Genomic DNA, 15,103 nt, shown 5'->3' on the forward strand with positions numbered 1-15,103 from the left:
GTCATCCCCCGGTCCGATGTTCCGCCACTCGACGGGTCGATCGGCACATCCGGTCGTACCGTCGAAACCATGACGCAGCGGGCAGAGATCGACGCGGACGGGACCGTAGCGGGACGGCCCACCGGGCTCACCACGGCCCAGGTGGCCGAACGGGTCGCCCGGGGCGAGGTCAACGACGTACCGGTGCGCAGTTCGCGCTCGGCCGTCGAGATCGTCCGGTCCAACGTCTTCACCCGCTTCAACGCGATCATCGGCGTGCTGTGGGTGATCATGCTCTTCGTCGCGCCGATCCAGGACAGCCTCTTCGGCTTCGTGATCGTCGCCAACACCGCGATCGGCATCATCCAGGAACTGCGCGCCAAGAAGACCCTCGACAGCCTCGCCGTCATCGGCGAGGCGAGACCCAAGGTCCGTCGTGACGGGGTGTCCGCCGAGGTGACCACCGCCGAGATCGTCCTCGGCGACCTGGTGGAGCTCGGGCCCGGGGACAAGGCCGTCGTCGACGGCGAGGTCGTCGAGGCGGACGGCCTGGAGGTCGACGAGTCCCTGCTGACCGGCGAGGCCGACCCGGTCCTCAAGCAGCCCGGCGACCAGGTGATGTCCGGCAGCTTCGTCGTCGCGGGTGGCGGCGCCTTCACCGCCACCAAGGTGGGCCGGGAGGCGTACGCCACCCAGCTCGCGGAGGAGGCCTCCCGCTTCACGCTCGTCCACTCGGAGCTGCGCAACGGCATCAACCAGATCCTCAAGTTCGTGACGTGGCTGATGATCCCGACCTCGATCGGCCTCGTCGTCAGCCAGCTGGTCGTCAAGGAGAACGAGCTCAGGAACTCGATCGCGCGCACGGTCGGCGGCATCGTCCCGATGATCCCCGAGGGTCTGGTGCTGCTCACCTCGGTCGCCTTCGCGGTCGGTGTGATCAGGCTCGGCCGCAAGCAGTGCCTCGTGCAGGAGCTGCCCGCGATCGAGGGTCTCGCACGCGTCGACGTGGTCTGCCTCGACAAGACGGGCACGCTCACCGAGGGCGGCATGGACGTCACCGAGGTCCGGACACTGGACGGTTCCGGCTCCGACGAGGCGTACGTGCGCACCGTGCTCGGTGCCCTGGGCCAGTCCGATCCCCGCCCGAACGCCAGCCTCCTGGCGATCAGGAACGCCTACCCGGACACCGACTCCTGGCGCTGTACCGAGGCCCTGCCCTTCTCGTCGGCCCGCAAGTACAGCGGAGCGAGCTTCACCCACGGCGACGGCGGCAGCAGCTCGTGGCTGCTCGGCGCCCCCGACGTGCTGCTGCCTCAGGGGGACCCGTACCTCGACGAGATCGACCTGCTCAACCAGCGGGGCCTGCGGGTGCTGCTGCTGACCCGCGTCACCGGGGCGCTCGACGACCCCGGGGCCACGGACGGCTCGCGCGCGACCGCCCTGGTCGTCCTGGAGCAGCGGTTGCGCCCCGACGCCGCCGACACCCTGAGGTACTTCGCCGACCAGGACGTCGCCACGAAGGTCATCTCCGGGGACAACGCGGTGTCGGTGGGCGCGGTGGCGGGCAAGCTCGACATGCCGGGCGCGGCGAACGCCGTCGACGCCCGTACGCTGCCCGCCGAGCGGCCCCGGATGGCACAGGCGCTGGACGAGAACGCGGTCTTCGGCCGGGTCACCCCGCGGCAGAAGCGAGAGATGGTGGCCGCGCTCCAGTCGAAGGGGCACACGGTCGCGATGACGGGCGACGGCGTCAACGACGTACTGGCGCTCAAGGACGCCGACATCGGGGTCGCGATGGGCTCCGGCTCGGAGGCGACGCGCGCGGTCGCGCAGATCGTGCTGCTGAACAACAGCTTCGCGACGCTGCCGTCGGTGGTCGCGGAGGGGCGTCGGGTCATCGGCAACATCACCCGGGTCGCGACGCTCTTCCTGACGAAGACGGTCTACTCGGTGCTGCTGGCCATCCTGGTGGTCTGTTCCCAGGTCGAGTACCCGTTCCTGCCCCGCCACCTGACGCTGCTGTCGACGCTCACCATCGGCGTCCCGGCGTTCTTCCTGGCGCTGGCGCCGAACAAGGAGCGGGCCCAGCCGCACTTCGTCCGCCGGGTGATGCGGTACTCGATCCCCGGCGGCATCATCGCCGCGTCCGCGACCTTCTGTACGTATCTGCTCGCCCGCACCCACTACTCCGGGCCCGACGCCCTGTCCGCCGAGACGAGCGTGGCGACGCTGACGCTCTTCCTGGTGTCGATCTGGGTGCTGGCGATCATCGCCCGCCCGTACACCTGGTGGCGGGTCGGTCTGGTGGCCGCGATGAGCCTCGGCTTCGTCCTCGTGCTGCTGGTGCCGTGGCTCCAGGAGTTCTTCGCGCTGCGCCTGGTCGGCACGACGATGCCGTGGCTGGCGGTGGGGGTCTCGGCGGTGGCGGCGGCCGCCCTGGAGCTGGTGTGGCGCTGGGTCGGCCGCCGCTTTCCCGCCTAGCGGGAGGTGTTGCCTACTCCGGTGGTCAGCGCACGTCGATGTAGTCGCCGGCCGCGGTGACCGCCGCGGTGGTGGACGAGCCCTCGAACGTGTAGCGGAAGTAGCCGTCGACCGTGGCCGTGGTGGTGGCCGACAGGTTGCCGGTGCTGTTCGACGTCACCGTCTTGACGGTGGTGTACGTCGTGCTGGTCTTCTTGCGGAACTGGAGCTTGACCTTCTGGCCCGAGTAGCCGGCGTAGTTCAGCGTGTCCCAGTTGGCGCGCGACAGCTTGCCCTTGACGGTGACGGTCTTGCCCTTGCGGACCGGCTCCGGGGAGGCGTCCGTCGTCAGCTTGCCGGCGCGCAGGATCTTGAAGGTGGCGGCGGTGGCGTTGGTGACGGAGTCGCCGTCGGCGCCGATGCCCACGGACCAGAGCTTCCAGGTGCCGGCGATGTCGTTCGCCAGGAGCAGCGGGTCGACCTCGAAGGTGTACTTGCACTTGGTGGTGGTCGCGTCGACCTCGGTGCAGGTACCCGTCTGGCTGTTGGCGCCGATGAAGCCCTTGGCGTTCTCGAAGTCGCTGCCCGCGCCGTTCCACAGGGCGGCGTGGATCTCGTAGATGCCCTCGGGGTCGGTCGCGGTGACCTCGGCGGTGACGGTCTTCACCGCGGTGGTGCCGACGGCCAGGCTCTTGCCGCCGTTGACGACCGCCTTGGTGATCTTGGTGTCGCCTTCCGCCGCCTTCACGTCCGGCGCGGCGGCGAGGGCCGCTGCCAGGCCGGTCGGGCGCGGGGCGTGGTCGGCCTGGGCGGCCGGCACGGCGAGGGCGGACAGGACCAGGGCGCCCGAAACGGCGGCCACAGTGGCACGGATACGCATGTGTGTTGTCCCCATTTTGATAGTCGATACGTGCCCCGCCGCGTTTTCCCCCCGGCGGGGCCCGCGATGTGGTGGTGCGGGTGGAGCGGGCGGCGCCTAGCGCACGTCGACGTAGTCACCGGCCGCGGTGGCCGCGGGGGTGGTCGTCGTACCGGCGAAGGCGTAGCGCCAGTAACCGTCGGAGGCCGCCGTGGCGGTCGCCTTCAGCTGGCCGGTGCCGTTGGAGGTCACCGTCCTGACGGTGGTGTACGTGGTGGTGCCGGCCTTGCGGAACTGGAGCTTCACGGGCTGGCTGGTGTAGCCGGCGTACGTGTAGGTCTCCCAGTTGGCGCGGGCCAGCTTGCCCGTGACCGTGATGGTCTTGCCCTTCACGACGGGCTCGGGCGCGGCGTTGACGGACACGGTGGACTGGCGCTGGAGCTTGAAGGAGGCCGACTTCTGCCTCCAGACGTAGTCGCCGTCCGCCGCGTCCACCCAGGCGTCGACGTACCAGGTGCCGGCCCTCTCGTTGGAGTACGCCAGGTCGACACGGGGGTCGACCGAGAAGGTGCCGGTGCAGGTGTTGTCGAGGCAGTCGACGTCGGTGGGCTCCAGCGAGCCGAAACCCGGGCCGTTCAGCGTGAGATCGGCTCCGATGATGCCGGAGTCGTCCGCGGCGGTGACCGCCACGGTGAACGTCCTGACCTCGGTGGTGCCGACCACGACGTTCTTGCCGCCGTTGACGACCACCTCGGTGAGGGCGGTGTCGCCGTGGCCGCCGTCCGCCTGGGCGGCCGGGACGGCGAGGGCGGACAGGGCCAGGGCACCGGAAACGGCGGCCACAGTGGCACGAAGGCGCATGTATTTCCCCATGGTTGTCACGATTCCCGCCGCGTTTTCCCCCCGGCCGGGAGCGTGAGATGTCGAGCGAAGCGCTGCGATGTGGTGCTGGGTACCGCGATGCCACCGCCGCCCCGGAACCGGTGCGGCTCCGGGGCGACGGTCAGTGGATCAGGTGCCCGGGCCGCTCAGTGCCCGGTGGTGTGTGCGTGTACTCAGCGCACGTCGACGTAGTCACCGGCCGCGGAGACCGCGGGGGTGGTCGACGTACCCGCGAACGAGTAGCGGAAGTAACCGTCGGAGGCCGCCGTGACGGTCGCCTTCAGGGTGCCGGTGCTGCTGGACGTCACCGTCTTGACGGTGGTGTACGTGCTGGTGCCGGCCTTGCGGAACTGGAGCTTCACCGGCTGGGCGGTGTAGCCCGCGTAGGTGTAGGTCTCCCAGTTGGCGCGGGACAGCTTGCCCGTGACCGTGATGGTCTTGCCCTTGACGACCGGCTCCGGCGAGGCGTTGACCGTCAGCTTGGAGAAGCGCTGGACGCGGTGCGTCTTGTACGCGTCGTGCCAGACGAAGTCCTCGTCCTTGCCCTGCGCGGCGGCCTCGACCTTCCAGGTGCCGGCGAGGGAGTTCATGTACAGGTCGAGCTGGGGGTCGATCGTGATCGTGAGCTTGCACGTCGCGGTCGTGGCGTTGGTCGCGGTGCAGGTGGCCGCTTCCTCGTTCGGGATGACGTAGCCGTCGACGTCGTCGGCGGACGCGCCGTGCCAGAGCGCGACGTACGCGTCCTGGATGCCGGACGGGTCGGTCGCCGTCACGGAGACGGTGATCGTCTTGGGGTTCGTGGTGCCCAGGACGATGTCCTTGCCGCCGTTGACGACGACGTTGGTGATCTTGGTGTCGCCGACGAGGATGTCGTCAGCGGGGGCCTGTCCGGCGAAGGCCGACAGAGCGCCCGCCTTGGGGGCGTCCTCGGCCTGAGCGACCGGGACAGCGAAGGCGGACAGGGCCAGGGCGCCGGAAACGGCGGCCACAGTGGCACGAATGCGCATGTATGTGAGTCCCCACAGGTATGCGACCCCGCCGCGTTTCCCCCCGGCGGGATCTTTGAGTGTCGAACGAAGTGTAGGGAACTCGCACAGAGTTCGTAAACAAGAAATCAGTCGAACCAGCGGTCGCGCTCAAGTTCTTCCGTCCGTGACGCGTCCTCGATCAGCGCCGCCACCTCGAAGCGGCGCGGCCACTGACCGGCTGACCAGGCAAGACCCGCCGCGACGCCCTCCAGTGTGGCGGCGTGGACGACTCCGTCCGGGGTACGGCGCCAATCCAGTTCGGCCCCGCCCGCGAGCAGTTCGTCATGTTCGATATACGTCCGCGGGGTGCCGGCGCCGAGCAGGACCCGTACCGCTTCCGGCACCTCCCGCTCCACGCCCTCCGACGTCACCTCGGCCTGTGCCGACTCGCTGAGGCGGCGCACCTGGAGGAGCTCGGCCAGGTCGGCGGCACGGGACGGCGCCACCGGCAGCAGGGCCAGCCCCGAGGTGAGCGGCAGCAGGTCGGGGGCGTCCGCGACGACCGCGTCCGCCGCGTCGACCACCCGCAGTGCGCCGTCGACGACCGCGCGCAGCTCGTCCGGCAGCGTCACCTGTTCGGGGTCGAGGTCGGCCAGGGCGCCGTACAGGGCGTGGAGTTGGCGCGCGGTCACGGTGCGGTCCGGGTCCGCGAGGCGGCCGAGGAGTTCGGCCGCGCCGCCGGGCTCGTCCAGCAGCGCCGTCACGGAGGTCCGTACGCCGAGGGCCCGCAGCACCTGCTCGTCGTCGAAGCCGGTGGCGTCCGCCGGGGTGTAGAGCCCGTCGAGGAGCGGGTCGCCGCCCGCGGACCGCAGGCCGGCCGGGCGGCGCCCGTCGAGCACCGGGTGGTCGCGCAGCCACCACGCGGTGTACGGGCGTACGGACTGCGTCGTCCCGTCCGGCAGCAGCACCCGCACCGGCTGGGTCAGGGCGTCCCGCAAAGGCGGCTGGGCGAGCAGCGCGAGAGCCTGCGGCCACTTGTCGTCGTCCACCAGGTCCAGGTCCCGTACGGCGACGATCTCGGTGGCGACCGGCGGCACGGAGGTATCCGGCAGCTGGTCGAGGATGTCCTCGCACCACACGTCCACGGCGTCGAGCAGCCCCGCGTCGTCCGGTTCGGCGTAGTCGCCGTCGCGCGGCTCGAACTCGTCCGGGTCGAGCACGATGTCGGTGGTGCGCACGAGCGCGAAGGTCGCCAGGACGCCGCAGGCGGTCAGCGGCTGCTCGCCCCAGCGGGCGGCCAGTTCGCCGTCGCACAGGGCCAGTTCGTCCTCGCGCATGATCTGTGCGAACGGGCTTCCCGGCAGCACGAGTTCACCGGCGGGCGACAGTTCGCCGTCCTCGTCGGGCAGCGCCAGCGCGCCGAGCCACGGCTCGTCGCCGGGCGAGAGGTCGGCGTCCCGTACGAGGGCCAGGACGGTCTCCGCGAGCTCCTCGGCGTCCGGGGCGTCCTCGTCCCAGATCTGGCCGCCCTCGTCGAGGGAGGCGGCGACGGCGGCCCGCACCTGCGGGGTGGTCAGGACGGCGCGGGGCGTCGCGGGCAGCGCGCCGAGCTTTTCGAGCAGGGGGTGGGCGGCGTCGGGGTGCGCGACCTTCAGGCCGAGGCGCCCGAGTTGCGCGGGAGCGGCGGTCTCGGAGTCGGCGCCGGGCAGCGGGAGCAGGACCTGGCGCGGGCCGATGACGGTGCGGCCGCCGGCCAGGGGCACCGGCAGCCCGGACAGACGGTCCGGGTCGATGCCGGCCAGCGACTCGTACAGCCGCCGCCACCACGACGGTTCGCGCTCGACGCCCGCGAGGCGCTCGATGGCGTCGCCCAGCGGCAGCCGGCCGACGCCCAGGGTGCGCAGCTCGGCCCGGCGTTCGAGACCGGCGGGCAGCAGGGTCGGCAGGACGTCGGCCATGACCCGTACGGTGTCGGCGCCCGCGCCCTCGACGACTTCCGCCTCGAACGGGCGCAGCGCGGTCAGTTCCTCGGACGGGGCGGCCGGCGCGAGGAACGCGACGCGGGGCAGCCGCCCGATGACGGCGGCGCGCAGGGCGCCGTCCAGCTCGCCCTTGCCGAGCGGGCCCGGGACGAGGTCGACCGTGCCGGTGGACACCGGCTCCCAGTCACCGAGCAGTTCGGCGTACGCGTCGGCCGCGCGCTCCACCAGGAAGTCGGTGAGCGGGCCCGGCGCGGGGTGGCGGCGGGTCGTGTCCAGCGGCAGCGACGCGATGAGAAGCGCCGGTACGCCGAGCGGTTCGTCGGTCGGGGTCGGGGCGTGCACGACGGGCGCGGTTCCGGGCCGCTGCGGAGCGCCCTCGCTGTCCACCGGAACGGCCCAGGTGACGGCCCAGTGGGGGCGCAGCCGCTCTTCGACGGGCCGGTCGGCGAGCAGGGCGGGGGCCAGGGCGCCGGAGCGGGTGACGGTGCGCCAGCGGGTGGTGCGGGTGGTGCCGCGCGCGCTGTCGTCGATGTGCACGTACGCGTCCTGTTCGGCGCGCGTGAGCGTTCGGGTGGTGCCGTCCGGGGTCTCGACGACGACCTCGGCCAGGCCGGGAAGCGACAGCAGCAGCGCGTCGTCGATGGCCGCGAGGAGGTGCTGGGCGAGGTCGACGGCGCCGCCGTCGCGCAGCGGGAGGACCACGACGGTGTCGTAACCGGCGGGGGCCGAGCCCTCGGCGGGCAGCGGCAGGCGCAGCAGCGGTACGTGGCCGTCGCGGCGCCGCAGCTCCTCGCCGAGCCCGGGGGCGGTCTGGGCGGCGTCCACGGCCAGTTCCCTGGCCTCGGCCAGGGACCAGCGGACGCCGCCGTGCCGGCCGAGGACGGCCGGCTCGTCGCTGACGGCGAGGACGGCGGCGAACCCGACGCCGAAGCGGCCGACGGCGCCGCCGGGACCCTCGGCGTACTCCCGCTTGGCGGAGGCGCGCAGCGTACTGAGCGATTCGGCACCGGCGGCGTCGAGGGGGGCGCCGGTGTTGGCGGCGGCGAGGATCGCGGGGGAGTCGGCGGTGGCGGCGTGCAGGGTGAGGCGCAGGCGGCCGGTCACGCCGGCGCGGGCGGCGGCGTCGGCGGCGTTCTGGGCCAGCTCGACCACGAGGCGGTCGCGGTAGCCGCCGAGGGCGAGGTCCTCCTCGGCGTTGGCGTCCTCGCGGAAGCGGGCGGGACTCGCGCTCCAGGCGTCGAGCACCCCACGCCGCAGGCGCGCCGTGCCGAAGGGGTCGGCCTCGTCGGTGGCCCTGACGCTCACGCTGGTCTCCGCTCGTCCTGGGGTGCGGGTGGCTGTTGCTGGACGCCTACCCGTGTCTACGGGGCGCAAGTATCCCGCGCCGAAGGCCCGCCGTCGGCCACCTGCCCGTCGGTGCGGTGCGGACGGGGGTACGGCGGCGGACGGCCGCGCGCGTGGCTTGCCCCACCCGCGCGTGCCGAGGCCCCCGCCGGTGCCCGGCGGACGACGGGCCGGGGCCCGGGGTCAGGAGTGGCCCAGGTCCTCGGTGGGGTCCGGAGTGGCCGGGACCGAGCCGCCCTCGGGGTCCGGGCGCAGCGGGAACGCGTCCGTGGCCATCGAGTCGAGCACCGGCGGCGCGGGCCGCATCGGCTTCGGCATGACTGCCGCCTCCGAGTGCCCCCCGCAGCCGTAGGCGAGCGAGACGACCCGCCCGTCCGCCGGCGCGTACTCGTTCGCGCAGACACCGAACGCCTGCCGCAACGACCCTGCCAGCGGCACCAGGAAGGCGCACGACACACACGTCGCGGGCGCCGCCTGCGCCATCGGGGTCTTCGCGCCGTACGCCTCGTCCCAGCGGTCCGCCGCGATGTGCAGCCCGTACCGGGACAGGACCCGCGCCCGCCGCATGCCCAGTTCTTCGGCGACCGCCGCGATCGACCCGCGCGAGGGAACCAGCGGCAGCGTCGCCGGCGCTCCGCCCGTGACCTCCGCGTCCTCCGCCTCGACGAGCTCCGCCATCTCCTGCGAGACCGCCGAGTCCGGCGGCGGCCCGTCCTCGCCGGAGTACCCCGGCTCCAGACGCAAATCCTCCGCCTCGGTGGGCAGCAGGTCGCCGGGGCCCATGTCCCCCGGCCGCAGCCGCTCGCTCCACGGCACCCACTCCGGCGCGAGCAGCGAGTCGGGGCCCGGCAGGAGCACCGTCTCGTCGAGGGTGACGAGCTTCGCCCGCGAGGCGCGGGTGACCGTCACCGCCCAGCGCCAGCCCCGGTAACCGGGTTCCTTGCATTCGAAGAGGTGGGTGACGACCCGGTCACCCTCGGCGAAGAGGGAGACATGCTCGCCGACCACCCCGGGGAAGGCGGCCTCCTCGGCCGCCGCCCGGGCAAGGTCTACCGCCTCGGCGCACAGGCGGTCAGGGGTTCGGCTTCGCGTCGTCGCAGCACTCACAGGTCTCGCTTCTCTCCTACGCCGTCTCACGGGTGCGCCAACGGATGCCCGTACGAGGTACGAGATACGAGGTGCGAGCTGCGGGCGGAGCGGACCGAAGGGCCGCGTCGACGTCCGCGCCTCGCCCGACCCGTCTCGGTCTCGGGCGCACTTTCCACCACCCATTCTGCGGGATGACGGAGAGGCGCGCGGCCGAGGACAACCGCCGGTGGCGCGCTACGCACGCTACCCCCTTCACCGCCCCCGGCCCACCTGCACGCCCGTCTTTGCGGCGGGAAGGACGGAGAGATCCGGCGAAGACGACGCACAAACACGCCACGGCCCGGGCACGGAACGGCGATGCGTCCGCAAATGCCCGGAGTGGTGGTTCGCCTGCGCCGCCCGCCATGTTTCACGTTCGACCCGGGGAGGGTTGGGGCACTATGGCGGGGTGGCTGCCGCACAGTCGTCCGACACATCCGGTCCACTCAGCAGGAGGGGCCGGGCGGTCGGCCGCGCCCTCCACCTGCCCTTCACCGGTACGGCGAAGGGAATTCGCCGCGCCACGCACGCGCACGGCGCGGGCGAGTCGGGCCTGGGCAAGCTGATCGAGCTGCATGCCGTGAACGGTGCGGGCGACGTCATGGTCACGGTCGCGCTCGCGTCGACCGTCTTCTTCTCCGTCCCCACCGACGAGGCACGCGGCCGGGTGGCCCTGTACCTCGCCGTCACCATGGCGCCCTTCACCCTCCTCGCCCCGGTGATCGGTCCCCTCCTGGACCGGATCCCGCACGGCCGCCGGGCCGCGATGGCCGGCGCGATGCTGGCCCGCGCGGTGCTCGCGCTCGCGATGTCGGGCGCGGTGGCCACGGGCGGTCTGGAGCTCTATCCGGCGGCACTCGGCGTACTGGTGTCCTCGAAGGCGTACGGCGTCGTACGGAGCGCCGTCGTCCCGCGTCTCCTGCCACCGCGCTTCTCCCTCGTGAAGGCCAATTCGCGGGTGACCCTGGCCGGGCTGCTCGCGACGGGCGTCGCCGCGCCCATCGGGGTGGGGCTCCAGCAGCTCGGCCCCGCCTGGCCGCTGTACGGGGCGTTCACGCTGTTCGTCGCCGGTACGGCGCTGGCCCTGTCCATGCCGCACAAGGTGGACTCCGCGAAGGGCGAGCGGAAGGCCATGCTGCTGGAGCACGGCCACGGCCTCGGGCACGGCGGGCACGGAACCGGGACCGGCACCGACCGCGACCGCGACCGCGAAAGTGGACGCGGGCGGTGGCGCGGGCGCGGACGGGCGGAGGGAAGGGCGGCGCCGCGCCGCCCCGGCCTGCGGACCGTCGGCCCGTCCGTACTGCACGGCCTCCAGGCCAACGCCGCGCACCGCGCCCTCTCCGGCTTCCTGATCTTCTTCCTGGCGTTCCTGATCCGCGAGCACCCGCTCTCCGGGCAGAGCGCCGCCGTGTCGCTCGCGGTCGTCGGCGTCTCGGCCGGTGTGGGCAACGCCTGCGGTACGGCCATCGGGGCGCTGCTCAAGTCGCGCGGACCCGAGATGATCATCGCGACGGTGCTGCTGCTGACGCTCGGCGTGGCCGTCACCGCCGCGGTGTTCTTCGGCGGACTGATGGTGGCGGTGCTGGGCGCGACGGCCGGACTGTGCCAGGCCCTGGCCAAGCTGTCGCTGGACGCGCTGATCCAGCGGGACGTGCCCGAGGAGGTACGGACGTCGGCGTTCGCGCGGTCGGAGACGCTGCTCCAGATGGCCTGGGTGGTGGGCGGCGCGATCGGGATCGCCCTGCCGCTGAACGGCACGCTCGGCATGGGGGTCGCCGCGGGACTTCTCGCGACGGGCGCGGCCCTGTCAGTACGGGGTCTGCTGGGGGCGGCCCGGCGCGGCACGCCGCACCCCCGCGTGGCGTGAGGTGGAGCGGGCGATAGCCTTCGCCCCATGACCGTTGCGCTCCTCTCTGGTAAGGCCCGCCGCACCGCCACCGTGATCGGTGCCGTGTCGGCCGGACTCCTCGTCCTGTCCGCCTGCGACAAGCCGACGCCGCTCGCGACCGTGACGGTCGGCACGGACTCGGTGCACACCGAGGCCTCGTGCTACAACGACGGCGCCGCGATCAAGGAATCCCTGCTCCAGGGCTGCCTGAACAAGAAGGCCGAGAAGACCGTCAAGGTCTCCATGGACGACAAGGTCCGCTTCGGCGTCGACCCCGAGATCGCGGACAAGGGCTGGACGCTGTTCATCAACGGCCAGCAGGCCGAGCAGGAGCCGTTCAAGAAGACGTACCGGACCATCCCGGGCAGCGCCTTCTTCGCCCAGCAGCAGCAACAGCAGCCGGGCGCGCCGAGCCCCGACGAGGCGCAGGTCAGCGTCGTCGAGACCAAGGGCAAGAAGCTCACCGGCATCTGGCACTTCAAGCTGGAGAAGACCTCCTGACGATGCGTGTCCTGGTCGTGACCGCGGTTCCCGCAGAGCGGGACGCGGTCACGCGCGCGTTCGGGCCCGATGTGCGGGACGTCGACGTCGTCGCCGCCGGGGTCGGACCCGCCGCCGCGGCCGCCGGGACGGCCACCGCGCTGGCGCTCGCGTCCGCGACACGCCCGTACGGGCTGGTGATCTCCACCGGTATCGGCGGCGGCTTCGCCCAGGTCGCCCCGCTCGCCTCGCTCGTCGTGGCGGACGCGATCGTCGCCGCCGATCTGGGCGCCGAGACCCCGGACGGCTACCTCCCGGTGACCGCCCTCGGCTTCGGCACCGTGGAGCACGTGCCGCCCGCCGCTCTCGTACGGGCCGTGGCCGACGCGACCGGCGCGGTGGCCGGCACCGTGCTGACCGTCTCCACCGTGACCGGCTCCGCCGCCCGCGCCGCCGAGCTGCGCGCCCGGCACGTGTACGCCGCCGCCGAGGCGATGGAGGGGTTCGGCGTCGCCGAGGCCGCCGCCCGGCACGGGGTGCCGGTGCTGGAGATCCGTGCGGTGTCGAACGCCGTCGGACCGCGCGACCGGGCGGCCTGGCGCATCGGGGAGGCGCTGGAGGCGCTCACCGGGGCGTTCGGGAAGCTCGTGCCCGTACTGAGAGGCTGGGACGGAAATGACCACTGAGACGCTGAAGATCGCATACTCGCCCTGCCCCAACGACACCTTCGTCTTCGACGCCTGGGCGCACGGCCGGGTGCCGGGGGCGCCCGCGCTCGACGTGACGTTCGCGGACATTGACCTCACCAACGGGATGGCCGAGCGCGGCGAGTTCGACGTCCTCAAGGTCTCGTACGCCGTACTGCCGTGGGTTCTGGAGGAGTACGCGCTGCTGCCGTGCGGCGGCGCCCTCGGGCGGGGCTGCGGGCCGCTGGTGCTCACGCGCGAGGCGGGGGTGGACCTCACCGGGAAGCGGGTGGCCGTGCCCGGCGAGCGCTCGACGGCGTACCTGCTGTTCCGGCTGTGGGCGGCGGACGTCGTACCGGCGGGGGTCGGCGAGATCGTCGTCATGCCGTTCCACGAGATCATGCCGGCGGTGCGCGACGGGAAGGTCGACGCGGGGCTCGTCATCCACGAGGCGCGCTTCACGTACCAGGACTACGGGCTGCACTCCCTCGCCGACATGGGCGAGCACTGGGAGGACACCACGGGCCTGCCGATCCCGCTGGGCGCGATCATCGCCAAGCGCTCGCTGGGCGCGGAGCGGCTGCGGCAGCTCGCGGACGCGGCCCGGACCTCGGTGCGGATGGCCTGGGACGACCCGCTGGTGTCGCGGCCGTACGTGCTGGAGCACGCCCAGGAGATGGACCCGGCGGTGGCGGACCAGCACATCGGGCTGTACGTGAACGAGTTCACCGCCGACCTCGGCGAGAGCGGCTACGCGGCGGTGCGGGGGCTGCTCACACGCGCCGCCGCCGAGGGGCTGGTTCCGCCCCTCGGCAGCCGCGCGCTGGACTTCGTCTAGCCGGCGCTCACACGTCCAGCTGGTCGGCCACCGCGCGCAGCAGGCCGGCGATCTTCGCGCCCGCCGCCTTGTCGGGGTAGCGGCCGCGCTCCAGGGCCGGGGTGATGTTCTCCAGGAGCGTCGTCAGGTCCTGCACGATGGACGCCAGTTCGTCGGGCTTGCGGCGCTGCGCGGCGGCGACGGACGGGGTCGGGTCGAGGATCGTCACGGAGAGCGCCTGGTCGCCGCGCTGGCCGGCCACGACGCCGAATTCGACGCGCTGGCCGGGCTTCAGGGCGTCGACTCCGGCAGGGAGCACCGACGAGTGAACGAAGACGTCGCCGCCGTCGTCGCGGGAGAGGAAGCCGAAGCCCTTCTCACTGTTGAACCACTTGACCTTGCCGGTAGGCACCGTCTGTCCTCGTCCTCGTACTCGTCGGATCCCCGGCATGTCCCGCTCATGCGTTCGGCCGGGGAAAACGGCTCTGGATAGCACTACAGCGGGTCGTTGGACCCGCCACCACCAAGGCTAATGGTCCAGGGCCCGGTGACAAGACGTCGCCGGGCGGTTCCTCCGGGCAGGGAACTACCCTGGCCCGGTGATGACTGAAACCCAATCGGCCGAGGCCGGCGCAGGTGACCGGCTGGTACGTGCCGGCGCGATCGTCTTCTTCGTCGGAGCACTGGCCACTCTGGTCACCGTGGCCCCGCTCTTCCTCGGCACGGAGCCCTTCCCTCCGGTCGCCTACGCGGTGTGCATGCTGATGGGCGCGGGCTTCGTGATCGCCGCCGCCGGCGTGCTCAGGTCGATCGCCGCACAGCGCCGTCAGGCGCGCGGCGCGGCCGCCTCGCGGTAGGACGCCAGCCAGGCCGGGAAGGCGGTGAGGTCGTCCAGGACGACGTCCGCGCCGGCTTCCCGCAGCTCAGCGGCGTCGCAGGGGCCTGTCGGCACGGCCACGGACAGGGCGTTCGCCGCGCGGGCTCCGCGTACGTCGCCGAGGTGGTCGCCGACGTACACCGACGCGTCGTACTCGCGCAGCGCCTCCGCCTTGGCCTCCGCCCACAGCCAGCCGATGACCGCGTCCGGCTCGATGCCGAGGTGCGCGAGGTGCAGCTTGGCGTTCGGCTCGTGCTTGGCCGTGACGACGATCGCCCGCCCGCCCGCCGCCCGTACCGCCGCGACCGCCTCGCGGGCGCCGGGCATCGCGGGAGTTGGCGTGATCGCGTACGTCGGGTAGAGCGCGCGGTAGCGGTCGCCCATCTCCTCGATGCGGTCCGCGGGGAACCAGTACGCCAGTTCCTGCTCCAGCGGGGGCCCGAGCCGGGTGACGGCCAGGTCCGCGTCGATGTACGCGCCGGTCTCGGCGGAGAGCGCCTCGTAGGCCGCCTTGATCCCGGGCCGGGAGTCGATGAGCGTCATGTCGAGGTCGAAGCCGACCGTCAGCGTCTCGGAGTGCGAAGGCATACGGCCCATTGTGCCCGCAGGGCCTTCGGCCCCACCCGGCACCAGCGATGCCCCGCGCCCCGAACCCGAAGTGGCGGGAGGGGACGCGCCGGGGCGCTCCCCGCAGGGTGTCGAACGCAACCACCCCACACACACCACAGCACTGCCCGAACGTTCGACACC

13 protein-coding genes are annotated in these 15,103 nt (G+C 72.6%); 6 read left to right on the forward strand and 7 right to left on the reverse strand.

Annotated features, from left to right (window positions below; genetic code table 11):
• The first annotated feature begins 69 nt into the window (after window positions 1-69).
• Complete coding sequence (locus E2E34_RS20540; protein ID WP_138903386.1) at window positions 70-2,460, forward strand: cation-translocating P-type ATPase; 2,391 nt, start codon at window positions 70-72, stop codon at window positions 2,458-2,460.
• A gap of 25 nt (window positions 2,461-2,485) precedes the next feature.
• On the opposite strand, the gene E2E34_RS20545 is transcribed toward E2E34_RS20540, so the two are convergent.
• From E2E34_RS20545 to E2E34_RS20565, 5 genes are all read right to left on the reverse strand, one after another.
• The gene (locus E2E34_RS20545) at window positions 2,486-3,319 is read right to left on the reverse strand and encodes a calcium-binding protein (RefSeq protein ID WP_138903387.1); all 834 of its coding nucleotides are present in this window, start codon (window positions 3,317-3,319) and stop codon (window positions 2,486-2,488) included.
• Window positions 3,320-3,415: 96 nt separating this feature from the next.
• On the reverse strand, window positions 3,416-4,159 hold the full coding sequence (locus E2E34_RS20550) for a calcium-binding protein (RefSeq protein WP_138903388.1): 744 nt from the start codon (window positions 4,157-4,159) through the stop codon (window positions 3,416-3,418).
• A 194-nt stretch (window positions 4,160-4,353) separates the two neighbouring features.
• Window positions 4,354-5,187: a DUF5707 domain-containing protein gene (locus tag E2E34_RS20555; protein ID WP_138903389.1), complete on the reverse strand. Its 834-nt coding sequence runs from the start codon at window positions 5,185-5,187 to the stop codon at window positions 4,354-4,356.
• A 107-nt stretch (window positions 5,188-5,294) separates the two neighbouring features.
• Window positions 5,295-8,435, reverse strand: a complete 3,141-nt coding sequence (locus E2E34_RS20560; RefSeq protein ID WP_138903390.1) for a sacsin N-terminal ATP-binding-like domain-containing protein — start codon at window positions 8,433-8,435, stop codon at window positions 5,295-5,297.
• 222 nt (window positions 8,436-8,657) lie between these two features.
• A complete protein-coding gene (locus E2E34_RS20565; protein WP_138903391.1) occupies window positions 8,658-9,581 on the reverse strand; it encodes a DUF3027 domain-containing protein in 924 nt (307 codons plus the stop codon).
• Window positions 9,582-10,011: 430 nt separating this feature from the next.
• On the opposite strand from E2E34_RS20565, the gene E2E34_RS20570 reads away from it, so the two are divergent.
• From E2E34_RS20570 to E2E34_RS20585, 4 genes are read left to right on the forward strand one after another with little or no spacing between them, the layout of a single operon-like run.
• A complete protein-coding gene (locus E2E34_RS20570) occupies window positions 10,012-11,472 on the forward strand; it encodes an MFS transporter (RefSeq protein WP_138903392.1) in 1,461 nt (486 codons plus the stop codon).
• A 27-nt stretch (window positions 11,473-11,499) separates the two neighbouring features.
• On the forward strand, window positions 11,500-11,994 hold the full coding sequence (locus tag E2E34_RS20575; RefSeq protein WP_138903393.1) for a DUF2771 domain-containing protein: 495 nt from the start codon (window positions 11,500-11,502) through the stop codon (window positions 11,992-11,994).
• A 2-nt stretch (window positions 11,995-11,996) separates the two neighbouring features.
• A complete protein-coding gene (locus E2E34_RS20580; RefSeq protein WP_138903394.1) occupies window positions 11,997-12,659 on the forward strand; it encodes a futalosine hydrolase in 663 nt (220 codons plus the stop codon).
• Entirely contained in the window at window positions 12,649-13,497 is an 849-nt protein-coding gene (locus E2E34_RS20585) for a 1,4-dihydroxy-6-naphtoate synthase (RefSeq protein WP_138903395.1), read from the forward strand. Before E2E34_RS20580 ends, E2E34_RS20585 begins: the two co-directional genes overlap by 11 nt.
• 7 nt (window positions 13,498-13,504) lie before the next feature.
• On the opposite strand, the gene E2E34_RS37030 is transcribed toward E2E34_RS20585, so the two are convergent.
• A complete protein-coding gene (locus tag E2E34_RS37030) occupies window positions 13,505-13,888 on the reverse strand; it encodes a cold-shock protein (protein WP_028811088.1) in 384 nt (127 codons plus the stop codon).
• A gap of 190 nt (window positions 13,889-14,078) precedes the next feature.
• On the opposite strand from E2E34_RS37030, the gene E2E34_RS20595 reads away from it, so the two are divergent.
• Window positions 14,079-14,333 carry a hypothetical protein gene (locus tag E2E34_RS20595; RefSeq protein ID WP_138903396.1) on the forward strand — a complete coding sequence of 85 codons (255 nt, stop codon included), beginning with the start codon at window positions 14,079-14,081 and terminating at the stop codon, window positions 14,331-14,333.
• On the opposite strand, the gene E2E34_RS20600 is transcribed toward E2E34_RS20595, so the two are convergent.
• A complete protein-coding gene (locus E2E34_RS20600; RefSeq protein ID WP_425573418.1) occupies window positions 14,303-14,950 on the reverse strand; it encodes an HAD family hydrolase in 648 nt (215 codons plus the stop codon). The two genes, E2E34_RS20595 and E2E34_RS20600, sit on opposite strands and share 31 nt — an antisense overlap.
• Between the last annotated feature and the right edge of the window lie 153 nt (window positions 14,951-15,103).

It is taken from the genome of Streptomyces albidochromogenes (genome assembly GCF_005981925.1).
Taxonomy (GTDB): domain Bacteria; phylum Actinomycetota; class Actinomycetes; order Streptomycetales; family Streptomycetaceae; genus Streptomyces; species Streptomyces albidochromogenes.

What these genes read in the sequence shown, in the direction of transcription:
- E2E34_RS20540 (WP_138903386.1), top strand. Translation starts at nt 70, where the DNA reads ATGACGCAGCGGGCAGAGATCGACGCGGACGGGACCGTAGCGGGACGG.
- E2E34_RS20545 (WP_138903387.1), bottom strand. Translation starts at nt 3,319, where the DNA reads ATGCGTATCCGTGCCACTGTGGCCGCCGTTTCGGGCGCCCTGGTCCTG.
- E2E34_RS20550 (WP_138903388.1), bottom strand. Translation starts at nt 4,159, where the DNA reads ATGCGCCTTCGTGCCACTGTGGCCGCCGTTTCCGGTGCCCTGGCCCTG.
- E2E34_RS20555 (WP_138903389.1), bottom strand. Translation starts at nt 5,187, where the DNA reads ATGCGCATTCGTGCCACTGTGGCCGCCGTTTCCGGCGCCCTGGCCCTG.
- E2E34_RS20575 (WP_138903393.1), top strand. Translation starts at nt 11,500, where the DNA reads ATGACCGTTGCGCTCCTCTCTGGTAAGGCCCGCCGCACCGCCACCGTG.
- E2E34_RS20580 (WP_138903394.1), top strand. Translation starts at nt 11,997, where the DNA reads ATGCGTGTCCTGGTCGTGACCGCGGTTCCCGCAGAGCGGGACGCGGTC.
- E2E34_RS20585 (WP_138903395.1), top strand. Translation starts at nt 12,649, where the DNA reads ATGACCACTGAGACGCTGAAGATCGCATACTCGCCCTGCCCCAACGAC.
- E2E34_RS20595 (WP_138903396.1), top strand. Translation starts at nt 14,079, where the DNA reads ATGACTGAAACCCAATCGGCCGAGGCCGGCGCAGGTGACCGGCTGGTA.
- E2E34_RS20600 (WP_425573418.1), bottom strand. Translation starts at nt 14,950, where the DNA reads ATGGGCCGTATGCCTTCGCACTCCGAGACGCTGACGGTCGGCTTCGAC.